This is a genomic window from Levilactobacillus wangkuiensis (genome assembly GCF_016861605.1).
GTDB classification, from domain to species: domain Bacteria; phylum Bacillota; class Bacilli; order Lactobacillales; family Lactobacillaceae; genus Levilactobacillus; species Levilactobacillus wangkuiensis.
This window is the reverse complement of sequence record NZ_BOLM01000027.1, coordinates 1-17,852: the sequence shown is the minus strand read 5'-3', so window position 1 is coordinate 17,852 and position 17,852 is coordinate 1. Positions and strand designations below refer to the sequence as shown.

General features: G+C 46.9%; 25 protein-coding genes and 18 tRNA genes. 7 read left to right on the top strand and 36 right to left on the bottom strand.

Annotation, left to right across the window (positions count from 1 at the left end; all coding sequences use genetic code 11):
• Window position 1: 1 nt before the first annotated feature.
• The 9 genes from JUF13_RS13180 to JUF13_RS14545 form a co-directional block, all read right to left on the bottom strand.
• Window positions 2-418 (bottom strand): hypothetical protein, encoded by a 417-nt coding sequence (locus JUF13_RS13180; RefSeq protein ID WP_203640053.1) that lies wholly within the window; start codon window positions 416-418, stop codon window positions 2-4.
• A 135-nt stretch (window positions 419-553) separates the two neighbouring features.
• Window positions 554-793: a hypothetical protein gene (locus JUF13_RS13175; protein ID WP_203640052.1), complete on the bottom strand. Its 240-nt coding sequence runs from the start codon at window positions 791-793 to the stop codon at window positions 554-556.
• Window positions 790-1,560, bottom strand: a complete 771-nt coding sequence (locus tag JUF13_RS13170; protein ID WP_203640051.1) for an ATP-binding protein — start codon at window positions 1,558-1,560, stop codon at window positions 790-792. Before JUF13_RS13170 ends, JUF13_RS13175 begins: the two co-directional genes overlap by 4 nt.
• Entirely contained in the window at window positions 1,561-2,289 is a 729-nt protein-coding gene (locus tag JUF13_RS13165; RefSeq protein WP_203640050.1) for a conserved phage C-terminal domain-containing protein, read from the bottom strand. It lies immediately after the preceding gene.
• The gene (locus tag JUF13_RS13160) at window positions 2,267-2,971 is read right to left on the bottom strand and encodes a putative HNHc nuclease (RefSeq protein ID WP_203640049.1); all 705 of its coding nucleotides are present in this window, start codon (window positions 2,969-2,971) and stop codon (window positions 2,267-2,269) included. Before JUF13_RS13160 ends, JUF13_RS13165 begins: the two co-directional genes overlap by 23 nt.
• Before the next feature lie 11 nt (window positions 2,972-2,982).
• A complete protein-coding gene (locus tag JUF13_RS13155; RefSeq protein WP_203640048.1) occupies window positions 2,983-3,384 on the bottom strand; it encodes a single-stranded DNA-binding protein in 402 nt (133 codons plus the stop codon).
• 3 nt (window positions 3,385-3,387) lie between these two features.
• On the bottom strand, window positions 3,388-4,059 hold the full coding sequence (locus tag JUF13_RS13150; RefSeq protein WP_203640047.1) for an ERF family protein: 672 nt from the start codon (window positions 4,057-4,059) through the stop codon (window positions 3,388-3,390).
• Window positions 4,060-4,070: 11 nt separating this feature from the next.
• Window positions 4,071-4,955: a DUF1351 domain-containing protein gene (locus JUF13_RS13145; protein WP_203640046.1), complete on the bottom strand. Its 885-nt coding sequence runs from the start codon at window positions 4,953-4,955 to the stop codon at window positions 4,071-4,073.
• Window positions 4,948-5,076, bottom strand: coding sequence for a hypothetical protein (locus JUF13_RS14545; protein ID WP_268890210.1), 129 nt, complete (start codon window positions 5,074-5,076; stop codon window positions 4,948-4,950). The genes JUF13_RS13145 and JUF13_RS14545 overlap by 8 nt, the downstream gene beginning before the upstream one ends.
• A 253-nt stretch (window positions 5,077-5,329) precedes the next feature.
• On the opposite strand from JUF13_RS14545, the gene JUF13_RS13140 reads away from it, so the two are divergent.
• Window positions 5,330-5,665: a hypothetical protein gene (locus JUF13_RS13140; RefSeq protein ID WP_203640045.1), complete on the top strand. Its 336-nt coding sequence runs from the start codon at window positions 5,330-5,332 to the stop codon at window positions 5,663-5,665.
• Here JUF13_RS13140 and JUF13_RS13135 read toward each other — a convergent pair.
• The 6 genes from JUF13_RS13135 to JUF13_RS13110 all read right to left on the bottom strand — a co-directional run bounded on the left by JUF13_RS13135 (window position 5,648) and on the right by JUF13_RS13110 (window position 8,202).
• On the bottom strand, window positions 5,648-5,785 hold the full coding sequence (locus JUF13_RS13135) for a hypothetical protein (protein ID WP_203640044.1): 138 nt from the start codon (window positions 5,783-5,785) through the stop codon (window positions 5,648-5,650). The genes JUF13_RS13140 and JUF13_RS13135 overlap by 18 nt on opposite strands.
• Before the next feature lie 91 nt (window positions 5,786-5,876).
• Window positions 5,877-6,491, bottom strand: a complete 615-nt coding sequence (locus JUF13_RS13130; protein ID WP_203640043.1) for a hypothetical protein — start codon at window positions 6,489-6,491, stop codon at window positions 5,877-5,879.
• Between the two features lie 49 nt (window positions 6,492-6,540).
• Window positions 6,541-6,813: a hypothetical protein gene (locus JUF13_RS13125; RefSeq protein WP_203640042.1), complete on the bottom strand. Its 273-nt coding sequence runs from the start codon at window positions 6,811-6,813 to the stop codon at window positions 6,541-6,543.
• 80 nt (window positions 6,814-6,893) lie between these two features.
• Window positions 6,894-7,163, bottom strand: a complete 270-nt coding sequence (locus JUF13_RS13120; protein WP_203640041.1) for a hypothetical protein — start codon at window positions 7,161-7,163, stop codon at window positions 6,894-6,896.
• Between the two features lie 57 nt (window positions 7,164-7,220).
• Window positions 7,221-7,982: a phage antirepressor gene (locus JUF13_RS13115; RefSeq protein ID WP_203640040.1), complete on the bottom strand. Its 762-nt coding sequence runs from the start codon at window positions 7,980-7,982 to the stop codon at window positions 7,221-7,223.
• A gap of 10 nt (window positions 7,983-7,992) precedes the next feature.
• A complete protein-coding gene (locus JUF13_RS13110) occupies window positions 7,993-8,202 on the bottom strand; it encodes a helix-turn-helix domain-containing protein (protein WP_203640039.1) in 210 nt (69 codons plus the stop codon).
• Window positions 8,203-8,458: 256 nt separating this feature from the next.
• On the opposite strand from JUF13_RS13110, the gene JUF13_RS13105 reads away from it, so the two are divergent.
• From JUF13_RS13105 to JUF13_RS13090, 4 genes are all read left to right on the top strand, one after another.
• Window positions 8,459-8,785, top strand: coding sequence for a helix-turn-helix domain-containing protein (locus JUF13_RS13105; RefSeq protein ID WP_203640038.1), 327 nt, complete (start codon window positions 8,459-8,461; stop codon window positions 8,783-8,785).
• A complete protein-coding gene (locus tag JUF13_RS13100; protein ID WP_203640037.1) occupies window positions 8,786-9,208 on the top strand; it encodes an ImmA/IrrE family metallo-endopeptidase in 423 nt (140 codons plus the stop codon).
• A gap of 81 nt (window positions 9,209-9,289) precedes the next feature.
• Window positions 9,290-9,913, top strand: a complete 624-nt coding sequence (locus JUF13_RS13095) for a hypothetical protein (protein ID WP_203640036.1) — start codon at window positions 9,290-9,292, stop codon at window positions 9,911-9,913.
• 247 nt (window positions 9,914-10,160) lie between these two features.
• Complete coding sequence (locus JUF13_RS13090; protein WP_203640035.1) at window positions 10,161-11,615, top strand: tyrosine-type recombinase/integrase; 1,455 nt, start codon at window positions 10,161-10,163, stop codon at window positions 11,613-11,615.
• Window positions 11,616-11,846: 231 nt separating this feature from the next.
• Here JUF13_RS13090 and JUF13_RS13085 read toward each other — a convergent pair whose 3' ends face one another.
• From JUF13_RS13085 to JUF13_RS13075, 3 genes are all read right to left on the bottom strand, one after another.
• Complete coding sequence (locus JUF13_RS13085) at window positions 11,847-12,578, bottom strand: adaptor protein MecA (RefSeq protein WP_203640034.1); 732 nt, start codon at window positions 12,576-12,578, stop codon at window positions 11,847-11,849.
• 145 nt (window positions 12,579-12,723) lie between these two features.
• Window positions 12,724-13,131 carry a transcriptional regulator SpxA gene (gene spxA / locus JUF13_RS13080; RefSeq protein WP_203640033.1) on the bottom strand — a complete coding sequence of 136 codons (408 nt, stop codon included), beginning with the start codon at window positions 13,129-13,131 and terminating at the stop codon, window positions 12,724-12,726.
• Window positions 13,132-13,333: 202 nt separating this feature from the next.
• A complete protein-coding gene (locus JUF13_RS13075) occupies window positions 13,334-14,074 on the bottom strand; it encodes an MBL fold metallo-hydrolase (protein WP_203640032.1) in 741 nt (246 codons plus the stop codon).
• Between the two features lie 144 nt (window positions 14,075-14,218).
• Here JUF13_RS13075 and JUF13_RS13070 point away from each other — a divergent pair, with 144 nt between their 5' ends.
• Window positions 14,219-14,716, top strand: coding sequence for an antibiotic biosynthesis monooxygenase (locus tag JUF13_RS13070; protein WP_203640031.1), 498 nt, complete (start codon window positions 14,219-14,221; stop codon window positions 14,714-14,716).
• 118 nt (window positions 14,717-14,834) lie between these two features.
• The gene (locus tag JUF13_RS13065) at window positions 14,835-16,049 is read left to right on the top strand and encodes a DUF2075 domain-containing protein (RefSeq protein ID WP_203640030.1); all 1,215 of its coding nucleotides are present in this window, start codon (window positions 14,835-14,837) and stop codon (window positions 16,047-16,049) included.
• A gap of 130 nt (window positions 16,050-16,179) precedes the next feature.
• Here the strand turns inward: JUF13_RS13065 and JUF13_RS13060 are convergent.
• From JUF13_RS13060 to JUF13_RS12975, 18 genes are all read right to left on the bottom strand, one after another.
• Window positions 16,180-16,253, bottom strand: a tRNA-Asp gene (locus JUF13_RS13060).
• A gap of 5 nt (window positions 16,254-16,258) precedes the next feature.
• A tRNA-Met gene (locus JUF13_RS13055) sits at window positions 16,259-16,332 on the bottom strand.
• 20 nt (window positions 16,333-16,352) lie between these two features.
• Window positions 16,353-16,425, bottom strand: a tRNA-Glu gene (locus JUF13_RS13050).
• Window positions 16,426-16,434: 9 nt separating this feature from the next.
• A tRNA-Ser gene (locus JUF13_RS13045) sits at window positions 16,435-16,522 on the bottom strand.
• 4 nt (window positions 16,523-16,526) lie between these two features.
• Window positions 16,527-16,601: transfer RNA gene (locus JUF13_RS13040), tRNA-Ile, on the bottom strand.
• Window positions 16,602-16,607: 6 nt separating this feature from the next.
• A tRNA-Gly gene (locus JUF13_RS13035) sits at window positions 16,608-16,678 on the bottom strand.
• Between the two features lie 21 nt (window positions 16,679-16,699).
• A tRNA-Phe gene (locus JUF13_RS13030) sits at window positions 16,700-16,772 on the bottom strand.
• A 53-nt stretch (window positions 16,773-16,825) separates the two neighbouring features.
• Window positions 16,826-16,899: transfer RNA gene (locus JUF13_RS13025), tRNA-Asp, on the bottom strand.
• Between the two features lie 2 nt (window positions 16,900-16,901).
• Window positions 16,902-16,975: transfer RNA gene (locus JUF13_RS13020), tRNA-Met, on the bottom strand.
• Window positions 16,976-16,991: 16 nt separating this feature from the next.
• A tRNA-Ser gene (locus JUF13_RS13015) sits at window positions 16,992-17,081 on the bottom strand.
• A gap of 33 nt (window positions 17,082-17,114) precedes the next feature.
• Window positions 17,115-17,188: transfer RNA gene (locus tag JUF13_RS13010), tRNA-Ile, on the bottom strand.
• 14 nt (window positions 17,189-17,202) lie between these two features.
• Window positions 17,203-17,276 (bottom strand) — tRNA-Met (locus JUF13_RS13005).
• 28 nt (window positions 17,277-17,304) lie between these two features.
• A tRNA-Pro gene (locus JUF13_RS13000) sits at window positions 17,305-17,378 on the bottom strand.
• Between the two features lie 6 nt (window positions 17,379-17,384).
• Window positions 17,385-17,458, bottom strand: a tRNA-Arg gene (locus JUF13_RS12995).
• Between the two features lie 39 nt (window positions 17,459-17,497).
• Window positions 17,498-17,569: transfer RNA gene (locus JUF13_RS12990), tRNA-Gly, on the bottom strand.
• A gap of 8 nt (window positions 17,570-17,577) precedes the next feature.
• A tRNA-Thr gene (locus JUF13_RS12985) sits at window positions 17,578-17,650 on the bottom strand.
• 48 nt (window positions 17,651-17,698) lie between these two features.
• A tRNA-Lys gene (locus JUF13_RS12980) sits at window positions 17,699-17,771 on the bottom strand.
• 5 nt (window positions 17,772-17,776) lie between these two features.
• Window positions 17,777-17,849 (bottom strand) — tRNA-Val (locus tag JUF13_RS12975).
• Between the last annotated feature and the right edge of the window lie 3 nt (window positions 17,850-17,852).

Sequence of the window (17,852 nt, the reverse complement as noted above, 5' to 3'; positions counted from 1 at the left end):
TTTATTCATCCTCCTGAGCTAACTGTTCCTGCGTCCACCCGTACTTACGTCTCATTTCCCGCACCCAGCTTAAATCGCGATGCAATAGCCTGCCAACCTCTCTCGTACTCTTCTCCTGATAGATTTCCAGCAATCGCTGGTCTTCCTCAGTAGCAGTGTACTCGAAGTCTTCTGGCATACGGTTCAACACCCAACCTCTGCTGTGGTGTAACTTGATCCCGATGTGTGTGACAAAGAATCCCCGTTCCGCCAGGTCACGAACGTCCACAAGTTCCTCCAGCTTGAACCCCGCCTCGTTTCCGTAGCGGTCAGCCAGCTTACGAGCCTTTTTCAACACCGAATCCGGCCAATTGCTTACATGGCCGTACTCGTCCTCAGCTGCCTGGATGTGGGCTAATAGTTCTTCGTTAAGAGCCACTAGAATCACCACCAGACGGTCGCTCCTTGTGCTTTCCCTGCGCGTTACATGCCGGGCATGGTTTGAACGTCACAACGCTAGGCATAATTTCAACTTGTACGACTTTACTACCGTGGCAAATTTCGCACTCCATGCTCACACCCGCTTTACTAGTACTTCGCCCCGTACCAAACGGTCATCGGTAGCGTGCCAAGTACTGTACAACTCTCGTAAGCTGCCAAACAACGAGGATACGCTATTGTCACCCAAGTCAACAATTGCATACTCGCCGGCATGTTCTACAACAAGATAGATGGCCCCTTCTGACTTGATTAGGTCTCCAACTTCATATTCACGCAGCTCTTCTGAGCCACCGGAGTGATCATTGATTTTCATACGTTTCTTACCCCTTTCATTTCTTCAAAAAGTAGTTGGTGTGCCGGGTTGTTTGGAAATACCCGGTCAATGAATTTTCCTTCGTACATCTGTTTTAACTGTTGTTTCGTGTTATTAGTCGTCATAATTGTGACGCCCCTAGCCTGGTTGTTTTCGAAGTCAACTCGAGCATTGGATACCTGGTACATCAAGTCTTGCAGGTCCTTATGAACTGGCTTAATATTCCCGGTCATACCGCCCTCAGTGCCGAAGTCGTCCAGCACAAGCACGTCAACTTCAGTCATCGACCGCTTGATGTCCCGTAGCTTAGCCGCAATGCTGGGGTCATCATACTTATCCCCAACCAGCCGCAGTAGTTCGGCCGTTGAAACAAACATACCGCTACGCTCGTGTTCCATCAGATACCCCATCATTGCTAGAGCAAGCGAGGTTTTCCCAACCCCGCGGTCGCCCATCATAGCGACATTGAAATTCTGAGTTTCCAACTGTCTGGCCAATACGAACGCCTGTTTACCCAATTCTTTTGCTCTTTTGGGATCGGTCTGCTTGGTAATATCCCATTTACCAAACTCGAACCTGAGTGGAATTTTGCCCGACCAGACTGAGTCGCGATAATAGCGCCGCATTTTTTGCCGGGCTAGCTTCGCGTTAGCCGTCTCAATAAACTTTCGGTCAATCTCTTCTTTGGTTGGTAGATTGTCCATGTCAACGTGCTTAGCCTTTGCTAGGCGCCGGATATATGCGGCATCAAAGCTCACTGGTTGCATCTAATCACCCACCCAGTAGTCGCGCCCTTCATGATTCCGTACTGCTGGCACACTATTTAAATAGCCTTCAAACTTGCTAGCACGGAAAAGCGTCGACGGTTGCAGGTACTTAGCCATCTTTGTATCGGCCAGCCAAAGGCGGCACTGATTATCAATCACCTGTCGCATGTCGTCGGCGGTGAAACCGTCCTTATGGCGAGACAGTACCAGGCCCTTGTTCGTAGCGGTGTGTTTAAAGTGCTTACCTGTTTTCTCATTAAGGTAATCAATCACAGACTGCCAGGGGAAGGTAGGTTCGGCATCAGCCGGACTATGGTTCTTACTATCCTTACCTAACCTATCCTTACCTAACCTAACCTGTGGTGACGGTCCGTCCACGAGCCGTCCACGTAACGTATACGCTCCGTTTTTATCTTCCTCGAGTCGCTGCTTCTCATCGCCGTAAATCGTTGCATTGTAGGTATCACGCCGAATGTAGTTGTGAACCTTCCAATCCTTAATTACAACGACTCCTGACTCGAATGAGAAGATAAATTGCTTAGCCAGCAATAGCTTTAAGTCATCTTCACTTGCTCCGATCATTCTTCGAATAGTCTTAGCATTCGACACAAGCCCGTCATCGTCAGCGTGCATATTTAAGTGGAAATACAACGCTTGCGACGATAGCGGCATGTCCAAAAATATATCTGTATCAGTAATCTTCTTACTAAACATTCGGCGTTGTGCCATCGCAATCACCTCCATAATCTCCTTGAACACCAATTCTCTTGAGTGTCTTAACGTCTAATTTCAGGCCATCCACAGGCACGTGGTACTTGCCACTAAACGCAGCGGGCCCGACCTTATGGAATTCTGTATGGTGTTGCCGACAGAGTGCCATCACATGCCGCTTGCTATGGTCAACCTTCCTGCGGTCCATCCCCATTCCCACTGTATCGAGATGGTGGATGTCCGCTGGCCGCCCACATATCATGCAACGTCGGTGTCGGCAACACTCGAACAAGTAATACTCTTCATCCCTGGGTAGTAGCTCATACCCTTTTTTAAAGGGAACGCGCCACTCAAACATAAAGTCGATAACTAGGTCGATTAGCTGGTTAGCATCACTGACAGACGATTCTGTGGCCTCTGACAGACTAATGCTTCTGCCGCCGGTATACTCCTGGTACTGAACATAAAAGAGGGACTTTAAGAACTCAGGTGGAACCACGAAGTAACCAGAGATATCACTCAGGAGAGCAAAGAATAGTCTTCGTTGTCGGCCCCGAGCCTTACGCGTGTCTGCTAGCTCATAGTCCACCCAGAACTGACCGGCACTACCGCTCACAGTCTCTAGACGGTCATTATTTAACTTGTGACCTAGGTGAAGGATTAAATCATGCCCCTTAACCTCTGCTGGCACTCGTTCCATCTACATCACCTCTAGAATGGCAAGTCATCGTCTGTGATATCAATCCCACCAACACTATTGTGGTAAGGTTTTGTCCCCTTTTGTCCGCCGCTTGGCTTACCCGCACCGTTGGAAGTGCTATCTGGCAAGTCAAAGGCCGTGACATTAATTTCTAACTGCATGTTCCCTTCATATTCGCTGGTTTCAAAGTCGCCGCTCAAAACGACGTGGCTGCCCTTCTTGAAAAAACGTTCAACTGTCTTAACTCGGCCGCCCCATACGGCGCACCGGAACCAGTCAGCACCATACTCACCATTTTCATCCGGCCGATTCTTTCGCACGGCGACACTAAAGTTAGCGACCTGACGGCCATTTTTAGTTTCACGGATTTCTGGGTCCTTGCCCAGATTCCCGGAGATCGTAATTGTACGCATTTTTTACTTCCCCTCATTTTCTGACTGGATTTTAAGATGCCGAGTTACCAACTCAATCAGTTTATTGGCCGACTCATGAGTCAAATCTGCGACTTGAGCAACGCCTGCTTTTTCTAGATAGCCATTGCTCACGACTTTAGGAGCGGCATCCTTAACCTCTGCCATCGTCTTAAACAAGCTAATCAGCGTTGTCTGTTGTCCCTCGGTGGCCATTAAGATACCTCCGTGACCGCTATCCTCACTATCTGGATCCTCATCCTTATCAGTGATGTTAAATAGCTGCTTGTAGAAGTATTTCTGGGCACTCGTACAGGCTTTGGCCATAGCCTTCTCGCCAGAGTCTTGCCCACTGCCGGGCATAGTTCCTAAGATGCTTTCGTTGCCGTCCGTAATGGTAAAAGTTCCCATCACATCCACAAAGTGATTACTACCACCCTTTTTAGAGCTCCGATCATACTGATTTAGAACTACATAGGTTGGGATGATTCGAATCCCTGCCTGTCGGATAGCCTCTTCTACCGCATACTTGATTGCCGTCTCACTTTGAAAACTGTAATTCTGATAGCTATTCTTGCCATCCTTACCAATCGGACCAATGTTCTTTGATGCTTCATTGAGCTTGGAAATCAGGTTTCTCTCTTCCAAGTTCTCTGCGACATTTGCTACCTCTGCCATTTTCCGACCTCCTACTCGTGAATGACTTCGTACTTTACGCCCAGCCGGTCGACACAGCCACGTAAGTCCTTGAGCTGCGCGTTGGTCCCGGTTAGCTTAAGAATGACTGTTTGAAGAACAACTTCACCGGTATCGGTGTCAACAGTCTCACCTTCGTGTTCGACCTGATGAGTAGCCGCGATTGCTTGCGCCGTCTCTTTCCGTTTTGCCTCACGTTCAGCAGCCTCTTTGGCCTCCTGGTCACGCTTCTCGGCGGCGTGCGTCATCTGGCTTAGAATATCCGTCACGGTAGCCCCCTGGCTCAATAAGGCGACCCAGCCACTTGACTCCACTTCAATCGAGTCGGCATACATCCGAATCGTCTGGATGTCAGTTGCTCGTTGGTCTTGATCCTTTTTCAACTGAGTCATATCAGCCGCGACTTCCTCGGTAATCTTCTTATTTGACGTCGTTTTATTCAGCCATGAATCCCGAATAGGAACCTCCGACGCTGACACACCGTAGCTAGGAGCCATCTCAGAAATCGTTTCATTGACATAATTGAGCTTAGCGACACGTTCCTGCTCTTTAACCTCGTTTAGCTTCACGTCAAGGGGCGCGATGACTGAATCAACTTGCTGTTTCAGTCGCTTCATGGTCGAATTGAACTCTTCCAGCGGTACCTTATACAGCCGCTGTGCCGCCAGTCGCCGCTCATTAAATGCCTCTGATACTTTATGAAGACTTGCTCGCATACGACGCACATCCGTGGCATTGTCACTCGTAACCACGAAATCCTGGTTATACTTGTCCACATACTCAGCCACTGCCTTCTCGACCTGTGCCAGGTTTTTGATAGTGATTGGCGTGGGATTTACTTCAATCGACGGTTCAACTAGGATCAACTCATTAGCCATTCTGCTTCACCCCTTCCAGATTCAAGTACCGTTCATACTGCTGGAACCGGTAGTAGGCCAGATTCTCGTACTCCACGGGAGTTCTTAGAAACTTTGCGTGCCAGTATTCGCTTTTCTTCATTGAAAAATACCTCGCTTTCGATTATCCTTGTGGTAAATAAATGTTTTTCTTAGGCTCGCTAGCGGTGCAACGCTAACGGGCTTTTTCTTCGTTTGTGGATTAAACGTTTGAAATGCTACTTTCCATAAATTAAGCGTAGTGCTATTAGTTAATGTCACTTATATGTCCCTCCAATGTCACCTAGATGGCACCCACGTGTCATTCCTTTTCTCTCCAGCAATTGATATACTCTTCCTAGAAGGGAGGTGATTACATGAGTAACAATGATTTTGACCTCAGCATCAATGGACTTGATGAGGTCCAAGGATTTCTAGATAAGGCTGAAAAGGGCGCTAAAGAGCTTGATGGCAAAAATGAAGTTGAACTCGGTGCCGTACTCACCGACAATTTCATTTCGACACACACAAAGTTCAAAGACTTCAGTTCTTGGTGGAAATCCTCGGGTTTTGATGTTTCCAATCCTCATGAGGTTCCTGATGCTAATTTAAACTCATTTATCAAGGAAACTAGTAGCTTCGATAACTATGATGCTATGGTTGAAGATGCCCTCGGTGGCTACATTGCTAACAAGTTAGGATTTGATAACTAGCTCAAACCCTTTGATTTTATTGATGGTTTCATCTAGCTGCTTTGTTTGCTCTTCAGCAAGCATGAGCAGCTCTTTCAATTCATCCAAATTTTTAATCGAAAAGTTAATCTTAGATTCCATTATTTTCGCCACCTTTCATAACCAACTCTCAACAAACCACCGAATCCAAAAACTGCTACAAAAACTAATACTGATGTCAACTCATTACCTCCTAGAATGTTCTAACTGGCGTTAACAAATAATCGATGTTGCCCGTACTGATTAAGAACGGAGTGAGCGCCGTGTTAATCTTCACCTCAAGTGTCAAATTCCGAGTGTCTTTAATTTTCGTCAAGGCTTCAAATGCATCAGCCAGGTACCGAGCGTCACAGCTCAATTCAATTTGATCACCAGAAAATCCGCTAGGCTTAAAATCTACTGTTTGTACGCTCTGACTACTCGAAATTGTTCTGGAAACTTCGAAGCTTTCTTCGGAGACTTTTAGCCTAACTACCCGCTGGGCTCCAAAATACTCTTTGGCCATCGCTCTCAACGATGGAAGCATTGACACAACATTTACTTTGGCCAAAATCAGCTTTGTCGTGAACTCCTTTGGAATCAGTCTTTCCGTATCTGGATAGTTGATATCCGGGAAACTAAAATCTGCCAGATTCAAATCAATTTTCAAGTCTTTTGGCGCTAACCCTTTGACCTTAATTAGTCGATGACTGTCAGTTACAATTGCATCCCCATTTTCAAAGTGAACGCACTGTAAGGGCGGTCGTGTTGCAGAGACTCGCTTGACTACATCCTTCAACATCTTCTCGATGTCACTGTTCATTTTCATTTCTTTACCTTCTATTACCGATTCATCAAGTAGCCTAGCCCGGCATATACTAATAAATTTGATGATCTGCAATAAATTTTTCGACTGCTTTCCGGGAATACTTGAAAGTACTGCTACCCGGAATTTTAGTCTTGGGAAATCCGTGTTGGTGTACGACCGCTCCTATGGCGTCATTTCCAACATGAAAATACTGTGCGTTAAGTTGCTTAGCGGTTAAAAGGTCATCCTTCTCCTCTAACTGCTCTTTCAGTGCTGGTAGTAAGGCTGTTATTACGCCTTGCACAAAAACATTGTCTGTCGCATTGTCGAAGGACAGTTCCAATCTAACCGCCTCCTAATCAAATAGTTCGTCGCCGTAATGGCCGATTGACCAGCCCATTACTAGGCTCAAAAGAATCGTCGTCAGCATGTCTTTACCCCCAATTTACTGATGTCGAACAGTGTGCGGACTTCCTCACCGGTATCGTTGGTAGTACCCTGCCATACGATTCCGTAGCGTTCTAACTCCGACAGCAGGCTCTCAGGGAATTCTTTGAAACTTTTGACCTCCGCCGTCTTGTCACCATTCTTGGCAGCCACGGTGACGTTGACCATCAGCTTCTCGTAGTCGCCATCTAACTTTGCTTGTAAGGCCCGTCCGGCTAACTCTTGTGCGAAATATTCTGAATTCATGTTTTTCCTCCTAAGTTAATTGTGTTTGCTCGATGAGTGGTAAAATGTCTTGTTCCTTTAGAGGTTGTAAATGAAGATTCGACCTGCTTGTGTCCACTTAGTGCTTACCTTCGAATGCTCCTCGTCCAGTGCAAAGGTCGACGTCTGCGTGTACCCTTTGTCTTGATACTTGGCATAGAGCAGCCAAATATCACCCTGCTTGAATTGCACGCCCATGTCGTGAAGCAAACTGTTCATCTTGCGGGCGCTCATCCCATAATCCTTGCTAATTTTCGAGACCGACAACAGCGACTTACTCCGAAGAATCAGATCGTAGTACGTGGCCTTAGGTTGGTACTCGTGTACCTGCTGTTCGGCAACAAGTCGCTTGGTGTGTTCAGCCTCTAAGTCGGCCTGTGCGACCTTGTAGCGTTGAAGCACGTCAATCATCATGTCAGGATTACTAAGCCAGTCAGCAGCCGTCTGTGGGGTTAGGTAGACCCCATCGCGGCGGATGGCTGGTAATACCTCATTTGTTACCCAATGCCGAAATTTTTTAGCTTCACGCCGGATAGATTCATTCTTCCCTTGGCGACTAGCATCAAAGATTAAGTCATAGACTCCAGATTCATTGATTATCGACACCAATCTCATTTGACCTGATGCACTAACTTGGTGCATCAGCTTGTCTTCTTCGTTTACATGATTACGAATTGCATTATCCGGTCGCACATATCCCAGAACCCTTGCTACATCTTGCCCAACAAAGTAAGGCTCACTATCAACCAGGATAGTTCGAATCTGTTTTCTTTCAAAAATAAACGGTGTGATCTTGTTCATAGCTTTCCTCCTATCCATCAATGTCTAGAAATCGATAAATTTTTCGCCGAATTTCCTTGGACTTGGGCTGCATGTCGCCGTGAATTGCCCGACTCAATTGCTGGGGTCCCTCGCCAATTAGGTTTGCTAATTCAACTTGGCTCATGTGTTTCTTCAATAGTCCGATTTTAATCTGCGTGTAAATCGCTTCTACGCCTTCGGCTAAATTCTGTTCTGTCACAGAAAATTCCTCCTTTCCGATTATTTCTTCATCAAGTTGTTGTGTAATTTTATCTAAAGTGATAAAATTACATCATAAAGACATAAGCAAACAAGCCTCATATCAGGTAGCACTCGCCAAAGGTAGCCTTGATACGTTTCGGTTTGTTGTTGCTTAATTACTTGATGAACTCATCATAATCCGAATGGATAATTTTTGCAAGCCTATTTATCCAAAAAGATTATTAAGTTTGTCATTTTTGGGGAGAAATGCCATTATGACAACGTTCGAAAGAATTAAAGAAGTAGCAAATAAAAGAGGCTGGAACCTCCAAACTGTAGCAAAAAAGTCCGGAATGGGTGCTAACTCCATTTACAAGTGGAAGAACCAGACGCCTAAACTAGATAAGCTTGCTCAGGTTGCAAAAACACTAGACGTTTCTGTTGAATACCTTCTTGGGACTGAACAGCAGTCTAGCACTGCTCCTAAGGAAATAGATCTTAAGGAAACAATTGATAACATGGATATTGTCAAAACTTATGACGGGAAAATAATCCCCGCTGAAGACCTAGCACTTATTAAGCGTCTCATGAGAGGTGAGTAGATGAACAATCCCGTGTTGTACGAATTGCAGAGAAAGGCTGCACTAGACCATATTGATGTTATTTGGACTGATGGACTCAGAGCCACTACCCCACCCGCAGCTTCGGTTAAACGTAGAAAAATCGTTATGAACATGCGCTGGATTCACCAAAACGAAATTACTTTTCAGTTGGGTCATGAGATGGCGCATATCTACCATGATGACGTTGACCATGAATTTCTTTACTATTCCAATCGCTATACCAAGTCAGAGGTTGAAAATGCTGCACACGCTGGGGCAATTGATTTAATCATGCCGTTTTACATGCACGAACGCACCGACAGCATGGCAAGTCCAGTAGACTTTATGGAGTGTTTTGAAGTTCCTGGCTATCTATCTGAGATGGTAGATAAAAAGATGCGTGCCTATATTTACTGCCACTAAGTAAGCGCAAGCACAATTAGTTAAATAGCCCAAAATGCTGATGGCATTAAAAGCTGCAAATACATATTGGAGGTCTCATCAATGCTGAACACTTTAATAGGTCTATCTTTTATGATTTTCTTAGGCCTACTTATCCTATGGTACACTGGTCGCCGCCGTCAAAACCCTTCCAAAATAACTGGAAGGCACGTTCTTTATTCTCTTGCTCTAGTAGTAGTACTTATATCAATTTCTAGTGCCATACCGAGTTCAACTAGCGAAAGCAATTCTAGCGAGGCTGAATCATCATCTGTCAATAGTACGGCTTCGTCATCAGCAAAAGAAACAGAAAACGACATTCTTGCTGGGTATTCCGCTAAAGAACTCAAATCATATAATTCAGGCTTGATTGACAGTCTGAACGAAGATCAGGATTACGCCAATAAAGGGAAAACTAAATATAATGCGTCTCTTTATATCGATACGCTCGGGTACGACAGTCGTGGCCTAATCGTGAAAGTTACCTCTGAATTTTCCAGCTTGGATAAGGACAGTAAGACTGCAGTCGGTCAATATGCACAAAACCTAGCTAATGCACAAGTAGTAATACAAGGCGACAGCGTGGATGAAGAATCTACTCCAACTACTCAAATCTATTATGGTAGTAAGAAGATTGGGCATTCTAAGCTGACCAATGGAATCGAATTTAAATGGAATAAGTCCTAAAGGTTTCCATAGATGTTCCAAACCCTCTATTCTTCCTATGAGAAAATAAAAAAGCGCATCCCCTCCCGCCAAGAAGTTGGATACGCTAACCAAAATACATATACGCCTGTAGACTAATCTGCAAGCTGTTTTAAGAATACATAGCTTTGCTAGTACCCTATTAACATATTCAATATTAACCTAAAGGAGGTGATGCCACAACCCAATTCTTCTAAAATGCCTAGCCCGGCAGATAAGGAGAATTAAAATGAAGAAGTTAAAGAAAGATTCACGGATTTTTTCGTATGATCTTAAAGGTAAGAAGAAATATGGCGTAGAGTTTTATCGCTCCGTTCACGGAACTAAGGTTCCCTTGCGAAAACGTGGGTTTGACGATTCATATGCTGCCATCGAATGGGCCAACGAATCCGAACGAAATCTGCAGTTACAGAGTGGTACTGCTCGCCGTGTCACGGTAGAAGAATACTATCATGCCTGGATGGACCGAAATGAGTCGTACTGGTCCGTTGAGACCTATCACGATTACCATATGAAGTTCAAAAACTATCTGCTCCCCGAGTTTGGTAAATACGAACTTCGTGAAGTTACCCGAGAGCAATTCCAGAAGTTCATCACCCGTATGGAGAATGTTCCTCGAAGCTCCGGCCGGATCGGTTACTCGTCCAAGACCATCAGCACCCTACGCAACTATATGTCTATGCTGTTGAATGATGCCGTGTACTCCGGAATCATCCCCAACAACAAATTGCGGAACCTCAAAATTAAGCAACATATTGGCGAGAAAAACAACGAAATCGACGTGAAGACCTATGACCGCGCCATCCGGACCGCAGAGAGAATCCTCAATCCAGGGTATCTAGCAGCCTTTTACCTCTCTTTGGTCGCTTTACGGCATGGAGAAATATTAGGCATGCAACCTCGAAATATCTTTGAGGACCACGTCAGTGTCAGCATTGCTCGTACAGCTCACCAGCCAAAAGGCGGCGGAACTAAGACTCCCGCGGGTGTCCGCGACGTGCCAATCATGCCTAAGATTTACCAACTGCTACAGAGTGCCGTTAAGTACGCACGCCAACTTTATCTCGATAACGAAAAGCCATTCACTGGCAAGGACTTCATCTTCGTCAACGAAGACGCTACGGCATGGAGCTACACACGACTGAACTACATTTTTGATATGATTAACTTGGCCATGGGTAACCGTATCGCTGTATATGGTTCAGGGTCCATCTATGTGGATGACAGTGATGGTCACCGGGTAATCATCGACCAGGATCATAATATCCGCTTTGATACGACTAACGGATTTACCCCTGGCCAACTGTCACAGGTCAAGCTTACCAGAAACGTCATGGATGAGGTGACTGGCGTCGAGGTTTCTAACGAAGACGGTTCGAAGGTCGTCGTAACCACCCAGGTTGATACAGTTAAGGCTCGGGCTACGTTGCTAGACAACCACGGTCACGAGGTGTCTAAGGCTGTTATCGGTGAGAAAGCTAACGTTGCCATTCTCAACAATCCGCATATTTTTCCACATAAGATGCGGCACGCTTTCGCCACCTTCTCTGTACCGATTGCTGATGACCCGGTAGACGTGATGAAGATTATGGGACACACCGACCTCCGTATGACGCGATACTACGACAACGGAACCAAGGAAGGCCAGCAGAAGATTGTCAACTTGATGGACCGATTGGCATAGTATTTTCAAGGGCAAAGCATTTTCCCGATGAATATTTAAACATTTTCTGAAAGAACAAAAAAATCGTCAAACCCCTTGTGCAAGAAGAGGTTCGACGCTTTAGGAACAATATTGGTGTGAATACACCTAAGTTGTGCTTTTCTTGGGCTTTTGCCAGGAAATGTTAGGTAATATTAGGAAAGTGAATCTTCAAGAATGCTGATATATCAACGTTTTGCTTCCTAGGAAATCCTAATCATTCCCAAGGAAGTGAAATCTTGTGAGCTCCAAGGCAGAGTTTTCCATGATCAATTGACCATGTTCCGCCAAGACGTCAGGAGCGACCTTGGTCCGATCCGCGTACTCGTACGCCACGGCCAATTCGTCCTTGATGGACTCTGGTGAGGTCTCATTCGTGAAGAAGACCAGTTCCAAATAGAAGTCACCACTGTACCGGTAAAGGTTCGTGGCCGCATTTTCTAAATGCAACACCCGTGCCAGACTGATCATATCTTCAAAGGAATGTAGCTTAACCACGCGGGTCGCCGTTGATTGACCCTTGTCGCTTAAGTAATCCTCGATATTATTGGAGTCATTAGCAGTCGCGGACTTAAACCCAGAGAAGAAATCCTTCTGGTCGTCCGTGGCTGACAGGTGTTCCTTAATTTGATCCGATACTTGATCGGGGTGAGCACTATCGACACTCGCGTCGCCTTGATTATCATCGATGGTCGCATCGTCTTCGTCCACATTCTTACTGATAAACAACTCCAGACCATTACGGTTCGGTAGTACCTGGAAGGTTACCGCTTCGTTGTCTTGAAATTGGTGATCAACGTCGACCTCTTCCAAAATGCTGTAAAAGAAGCCTTCGATTTGCTTGTGATTACCGAGCAGATCCAGGACGGTGATTCCCCGTTCGCTGAGATCATCATTGCCGATAACCACCCGAATCGTGTTCTCATTGATTCGTTCCGATTCCATGAATAACACCCCTTTCTCGTGGGTTTGGGTATTGTCCTTGATTCTAATTCTAGTCATTTTTGCCGGCTTGTAAAGTCATCATACCAAAAAACCGGACTGCAAGTAACATTTTCTCACAAATCCGGTCAGATGCAACTAATTAAGCTTAATTTACGCCATTTACTAGTCGTTGGGCCCGCTCGAGCTCAAGTGCGCGCACTTGTCTTGGCAGAAACCGGCGAATTTCTTCTTCGTTGAAACCAACCTGCAGACGCTTCTCATCGACCATGATTGGCCGGCGCAAAATGCCGGGATGGGTTTGAATCAATTGGTAAAGCTCACGCAAGGGTAAATCGTCGAGGTCGACGGTCAATTCCTGGTAGACTCGCGAGCGTTTGGACACAATTTCTTCGGTCCCATCTTCGGTCAACCGCAAGATTGATTTAATCTGTGCAATCGTCAAGGGCTCGGAGAAGATATTCTGTTCGCGGTACGCGATACCGTGTTCTTCAAACCAAAGACGGGCTTTGCGGCAAGAGGTACAACTGGGTGAGGTGTAGAGCGTAACTGTCATAATCTTTTCCTCCTTAACGGTCTATAAAAGTTTTAATAGCTTTATTATACAGACTTTTACGGAAAAAGGAAAGACCTTTTTGAAAATAACTTTATTAACAATTTTATACCATTCGTCTACTAATAGACTAATAGATGTTCTAATACCACAGTTGTGACGATTAATCAGTTGAGGACCATTTATTTTTATCGAATAAAAATCATTAGATATTATAAATAGAACCAGCCGAGACCACACTAACCTTGGTCGTATTCCCCGCCGCGGTCTGTGCCTCGACTGCCAGTTGCTGGAGATCCCCCGTCTGTGGCAAATGCGTCAACAAGAGTCGTTTAACTCCCGCCTGCCGCGCCAAATCGCCCGCTTGGGTCGACGTCAGGTGCCAAGCCGTTCCCTGATGGTCGGCGAAGAAGTTCGTATCGGCCAATAAGACATCCACACCGGTTGCCCACTCAGCTAACCCGTCAAAGGCTGCGGTGTCCGCCGTGAAGGCTAAAGTTGCCCCCGTAGCTGTCTCCGTGATGCGTGGGGCGTATGCCGGTACCGGATGATGCGTTGGCAAGAAATCAATCGTAAAGGGCCCTAAATGCAGCGTTTCGGCCGGATTGTAGGCCTGACCAACCGTGGCATTGGGCCAGGTGAGGCTGCCAAAGTTTAACGGATCCGCCGTGTGCCCATAAATTGGCAGGATGGGTTCGGCCCGGGACCCCTGTTTCAACTGCCAGAGGTACTGTAACACACCCACGTCAGCCGTATGGTCGTGATGGTAATGGGTCAATAACACGGCGTTCAACTGTAAGGGATCCAAAACTTTTTCCAAAGCAATCAATGCCCCGCTCCCGCAATCCAACAACAAGTTAAAATCGCCGCTGGTCAGTAAATAACTGCTAGTTCCCACGCCGTTGTGGGGATACCCACCGTAACACCCTAAAACTGTTAATTTCATCCAATCATCCTCTCATACGAATCATCGCGTTGCGCCAACGCTACTTATTTCTAGTTTAGCGCGCCGACCGCAGAGTGTAAACGTTTCGCTTTTGTTCAGAAGAACCTTATAATAAAGGTAATAAACCAGTCAGGAGGGATGAGCATGCTTCATCAATTATCAGCAACTTTTGGAAGTCGGGATATGTTAGATGGTATCATTGCGCAAAATCCAGGCCGTCAGTTGGTTTTAATGGCTGATTCCGGTGGCGACGAGGGCTTACAGTTAGTCGACGTCTCCGGCCAGCCTAGTGTGTTTAAGAGCAATCTGGACTATCGGGTCCAGCTCCATCAAGGAAGTCAGCAGTGGCAAGGGTTCTTTAATTTTAACTACTTCACCCTGGACCCGGATGCCGCCAAGGTCTTCAACGCCAAGGCCAACCGCTTCGCCAGCAACGGTCTGCCAAGCGGCATGACGGCATTCTACGTCTTGACGAAACAAAAGAGTGCTAACGAATACGTCCTACTGACCATTTGGGCCGACAGCCAGGCCTACTCTCTCTGGCGCCACTCACCGGCCTTCGCGCCATTTGACGTGTACAGCACCAGCGCGAACCATTTCCATGCCGCATCATATCAACAAGTGAAGCCAGAAAAAGATTAGTATTAGCCATTATCAGAAATGAACAACCTAACGCATCGTGGGCCAATTAACGTGGCCTGACGGTGCGTTATTTTTGCGTTACAATAGGAGTATTCTGTTCAAGAAAGACGGCGATCATGTGACCCTCTCAGCATCTAACGCAGCAACGGACAAGATTTCGCCGTTGCTTCCCCTCACCACCGAACAGGCCGAGCTGGTCGAACGGGCATTCACCTTCACCACGACGCACGTGACTGGCGATGGCCCAGCTTTGTTCACCATCTATGGCGACGCCGGCACCGGAAAAAGTGTCGTCTTAGCGCACCTCTTCGCGGCCATTCAAACAGCTGCCAGGACCGATGCAACGAGCCCACTAGCAGACACTGAAAATTACTTTTTAGTAAATCATCCGGAAATCCTCAAAGTCTACCGGGCGATTGCCGGACAGCAGCCGCACCTGTTCAAAAAGGACTTCCAGCGGCCCACTACCCTAATCAATCAGATCAATCAGGGAAAGAAGCACGCGGATGTCCTAGTCATCGACGAGGCCCACCTCCTTCTCTCACAGGCGGACCACTACAACAATTTTTACGGCGACAATCAGTTAACTGCCCTAATGGCTACGGCCAAGGTCATCATTTTAGTCTTTGACGAAACTCAGGTCCTACGACTAAAGAGTTTCTGGACGGAACGCCGACTAGAACACCTCCTGGCCGCTTATCCCCATGAGACGGTCCGCCTAACGCATCAATTCCGTATGCAGGCAAATGACGCACTGATTTCATGGATCAATGACTTTACCCATCAGCGGCTAAGACCCTTACCTACTTTCGCCGGCCAACACTACGATTTACGCGTCTTCACGGACGCCGAACAGATGCGCCAAGCCATTGTCCAGCGAAACCAGGCAGTCGGGCTCTCACGCATCGTTTCGACGTCTGGCTACCCGTCAACCCTAGATGGTGGCAAGCATTACATTACGGAGGGTAAGTTTCACCTTCCCTGGGACCAGTACAACTATACCAGTACGCCCTGGGCGGAGCTACCGCAGACCATCGATGAAGTTGGCTCCATTTACACCTGTCAGGGCTTTGACCTGAACTACGTGGGTGTGATTCTCGGTCCACCGGTCAAGCTGGACGACCACAATCACTTGGTCATCGACCTGGACCAGTATACAGACGTGGAGGCCTTCAAACGCCGCACAGACTTAACGGACCCTCATGAGTTAACTCTGATTAAGCAACAATTAGTGCTTAACTCCATCAACGTCTTAATGAAGCGTGGCGTGCAAGGACTCTACATCTACGCCCATGATTCGCGCTTACGGGACTACCTCGCTACTAACGACTAATACGAACAAAGGGACTCACCAGCATGCAGGTCAACAGCCTACAACGTTGGTGAGTCCCTTTTCGGTTAACGTTTCAAATAAATGTCTAGATATCAAAAAAGCCTTCCCCAACAAGGAAGACTTTAACTGACGGTCCGTACGAGACTCGAACTCGTGATCTCCTCCGTGACAGGGAGGCGTCCTAACCAACTAGACCAACGAACCAACAATTGCGGGAGCAGGGTTTGAACCTGCGACCTTCGGGTTATGAGCCCGACGAGCTACCAGACTGCTCCATCCCGCGATAATATTAAATTGTGACAATGACCCGTACGGGATTCGAACCCATGTTACCGCCGTGAAAGGGCGGTGTCTTAAACCACTTGACCAACGGGTCATAACTAAACGGAGAAGGAGAGATTCGAACTCTCGCGCCGCTTCCGCGACCTATACCCTTAGCAGGGGCACCTCTTCAGCCACTTGAGTACTTCTCCATAATGGGCCTAAATGGACTCGAACCATCGACCTCACGCTTATCAGGCGTGCGCTCTAAACCAGCTGAGCTATAGGCCCATATAAAGCGGGTAACGAGAATCGAACTCGCGACAACAGCTTGGAAGGCTGTGGTTTTACCACTAAACTATACCCGCAATATGGTGAGATATAATCAATGGCGCGGGACGGAATCGAACCGCCGACACATGGAGCTTCAATCCATTGCTCTACCGACTGAGCTACCGAGCCATTAAACCATTTAGAAATTATGGATACCGTATTCGGGCGACCAAACACGGTAACGGTCCGTACGAGACTCGAACTCGTGATCTCCTCCGTGACAGGGAGGCGTCCTAACCAACTAGACCAACGAACCAATTGCGGGAGCAGGGTTTGAACCTGCGACCTTCGGGTTATGAGCCCGACGAGCTACCAGACTGCTCCATCCCGCGATAATATTAAGGTAAAAGGAGGATGAGAGATTCGAACTCTCGCGTGATTTTACTCACCTGACGGTTTTCAAGACCGTTCCCTTCAGCCAGACTTGGGTAATCCTCCATAATAAAACACCATACAAGTGCCCTCTGGTGATGGACCTTGTAGGACTCGAACCTACGACCGAACGGTTATGAGCCGTTTGCTCTAACCAACTGAGCTAAAGGTCCAGTTCAAGTCTTAATCGCGGCGGGGGGGATCGAACCCTCGACCTCTCGGGTATGAACCGAACGCTCTAGCCAGCTGAGCTACACCGCGAAGTGTTAAATAAAATATATTTATTTAATCGGGAAGACAGGATTCGAACCTGCGACCCCCTGGTCCCAAACCAGGTGCTCTACCAAGCTGAGCTACTTCCCGTTAAAATGCACCCAGTAGGAGTCGAACCTACAACCTTCTGATTCGTAGTCAGACACTCTATCCAATTGCGCTATGGGTGCAAAATATCTAATTGTGATGCTTAATACCTCTCGGTATTAAGCGGAAGACGGGATTCGAACCCGCGACCCCCACCATGGCAAGGTGATGTTCTACCACTGAACTACTTCCGCAAAATTAATGCCGACTAGAAGATTCGAACTTCCGACCCCCTGTTTACAAGACAGGTGCTCTACCAACTGAGCTAAGTCGGCATAGTCAGTATCATTGTGTATCTAATTTACTCACCGCCCGAAGGCGAATGAGCCGTGACAGGCTCGAACTGTCGACCCTCTGATTAAAAGTCAGATGCTCTACCAACTGAGCTAACGGCTCATATATGGAGGATACAGGGCTCGAACCTGTGACCCTCTGCTTGTAAGGCAGACGCTCTCCCAACTGAGCTAATCCTCCAAA

Excerpts from the sequence above, each read along its gene's own strand:
- JUF13_RS13175 (WP_203640052.1), bottom strand. The coding sequence starts at position 793 with ATGAAAATCAATGATCACTCCGGTGGCTCAGAAGAGCTGCGTGAATAT.
- JUF13_RS13170 (WP_203640051.1), bottom strand. The coding sequence starts at position 1,560 with ATGCAACCAGTGAGCTTTGATGCCGCATATATCCGGCGCCTAGCAAAG.
- JUF13_RS13165 (WP_203640050.1), bottom strand. The coding sequence starts at position 2,289 with ATGGCACAACGCCGAATGTTTAGTAAGAAGATTACTGATACAGATATA.
- JUF13_RS13160 (WP_203640049.1), bottom strand. The coding sequence starts at position 2,971 with ATGGAACGAGTGCCAGCAGAGGTTAAGGGGCATGATTTAATCCTTCAC.
- JUF13_RS13155 (WP_203640048.1), bottom strand. The coding sequence starts at position 3,384 with ATGCGTACAATTACGATCTCCGGGAATCTGGGCAAGGACCCAGAAATC.
- JUF13_RS13150 (WP_203640047.1), bottom strand. The coding sequence starts at position 4,059 with ATGGCAGAGGTAGCAAATGTCGCAGAGAACTTGGAAGAGAGAAACCTG.
- JUF13_RS13145 (WP_203640046.1), bottom strand. The coding sequence starts at position 4,955 with ATGGCTAATGAGTTGATCCTAGTTGAACCGTCGATTGAAGTAAATCCC.
- JUF13_RS14545 (WP_268890210.1), bottom strand. The coding sequence starts at position 5,076 with ATGAAGAAAAGCGAATACTGGCACGCAAAGTTTCTAAGAACTCCCGTG.
- JUF13_RS13140 (WP_203640045.1), top strand. The coding sequence starts at position 5,330 with ATGAGTAACAATGATTTTGACCTCAGCATCAATGGACTTGATGAGGTC.
- JUF13_RS13135 (WP_203640044.1), bottom strand. The coding sequence starts at position 5,785 with ATGGAATCTAAGATTAACTTTTCGATTAAAAATTTGGATGAATTGAAA.
- JUF13_RS13130 (WP_203640043.1), bottom strand. The coding sequence starts at position 6,491 with ATGAAAATGAACAGTGACATCGAGAAGATGTTGAAGGATGTAGTCAAG.
- JUF13_RS13120 (WP_203640041.1), bottom strand. The coding sequence starts at position 7,163 with ATGAATTCAGAATATTTCGCACAAGAGTTAGCCGGACGGGCCTTACAA.
- JUF13_RS13115 (WP_203640040.1), bottom strand. The coding sequence starts at position 7,982 with ATGAACAAGATCACACCGTTTATTTTTGAAAGAAAACAGATTCGAACT.
- JUF13_RS13105 (WP_203640038.1), top strand. The coding sequence starts at position 8,459 with ATGACAACGTTCGAAAGAATTAAAGAAGTAGCAAATAAAAGAGGCTGG.
- JUF13_RS13100 (WP_203640037.1), top strand. The coding sequence starts at position 8,786 with ATGAACAATCCCGTGTTGTACGAATTGCAGAGAAAGGCTGCACTAGAC.
- JUF13_RS13095 (WP_203640036.1), top strand. The coding sequence starts at position 9,290 with ATGCTGAACACTTTAATAGGTCTATCTTTTATGATTTTCTTAGGCCTA.
- JUF13_RS13090 (WP_203640035.1), top strand. The coding sequence starts at position 10,161 with ATGAAGAAGTTAAAGAAAGATTCACGGATTTTTTCGTATGATCTTAAA.
- JUF13_RS13085 (WP_203640034.1), bottom strand. The coding sequence starts at position 12,578 with ATGGAATCGGAACGAATCAATGAGAACACGATTCGGGTGGTTATCGGC.
- spxA (WP_203640033.1), bottom strand. The coding sequence starts at position 13,131 with ATGACAGTTACGCTCTACACCTCACCCAGTTGTACCTCTTGCCGCAAA.
- JUF13_RS13075 (WP_203640032.1), bottom strand. The coding sequence starts at position 14,074 with ATGAAATTAACAGTTTTAGGGTGTTACGGTGGGTATCCCCACAACGGC.
- JUF13_RS13070 (WP_203640031.1), top strand. The coding sequence starts at position 14,219 with ATGCTTCATCAATTATCAGCAACTTTTGGAAGTCGGGATATGTTAGAT.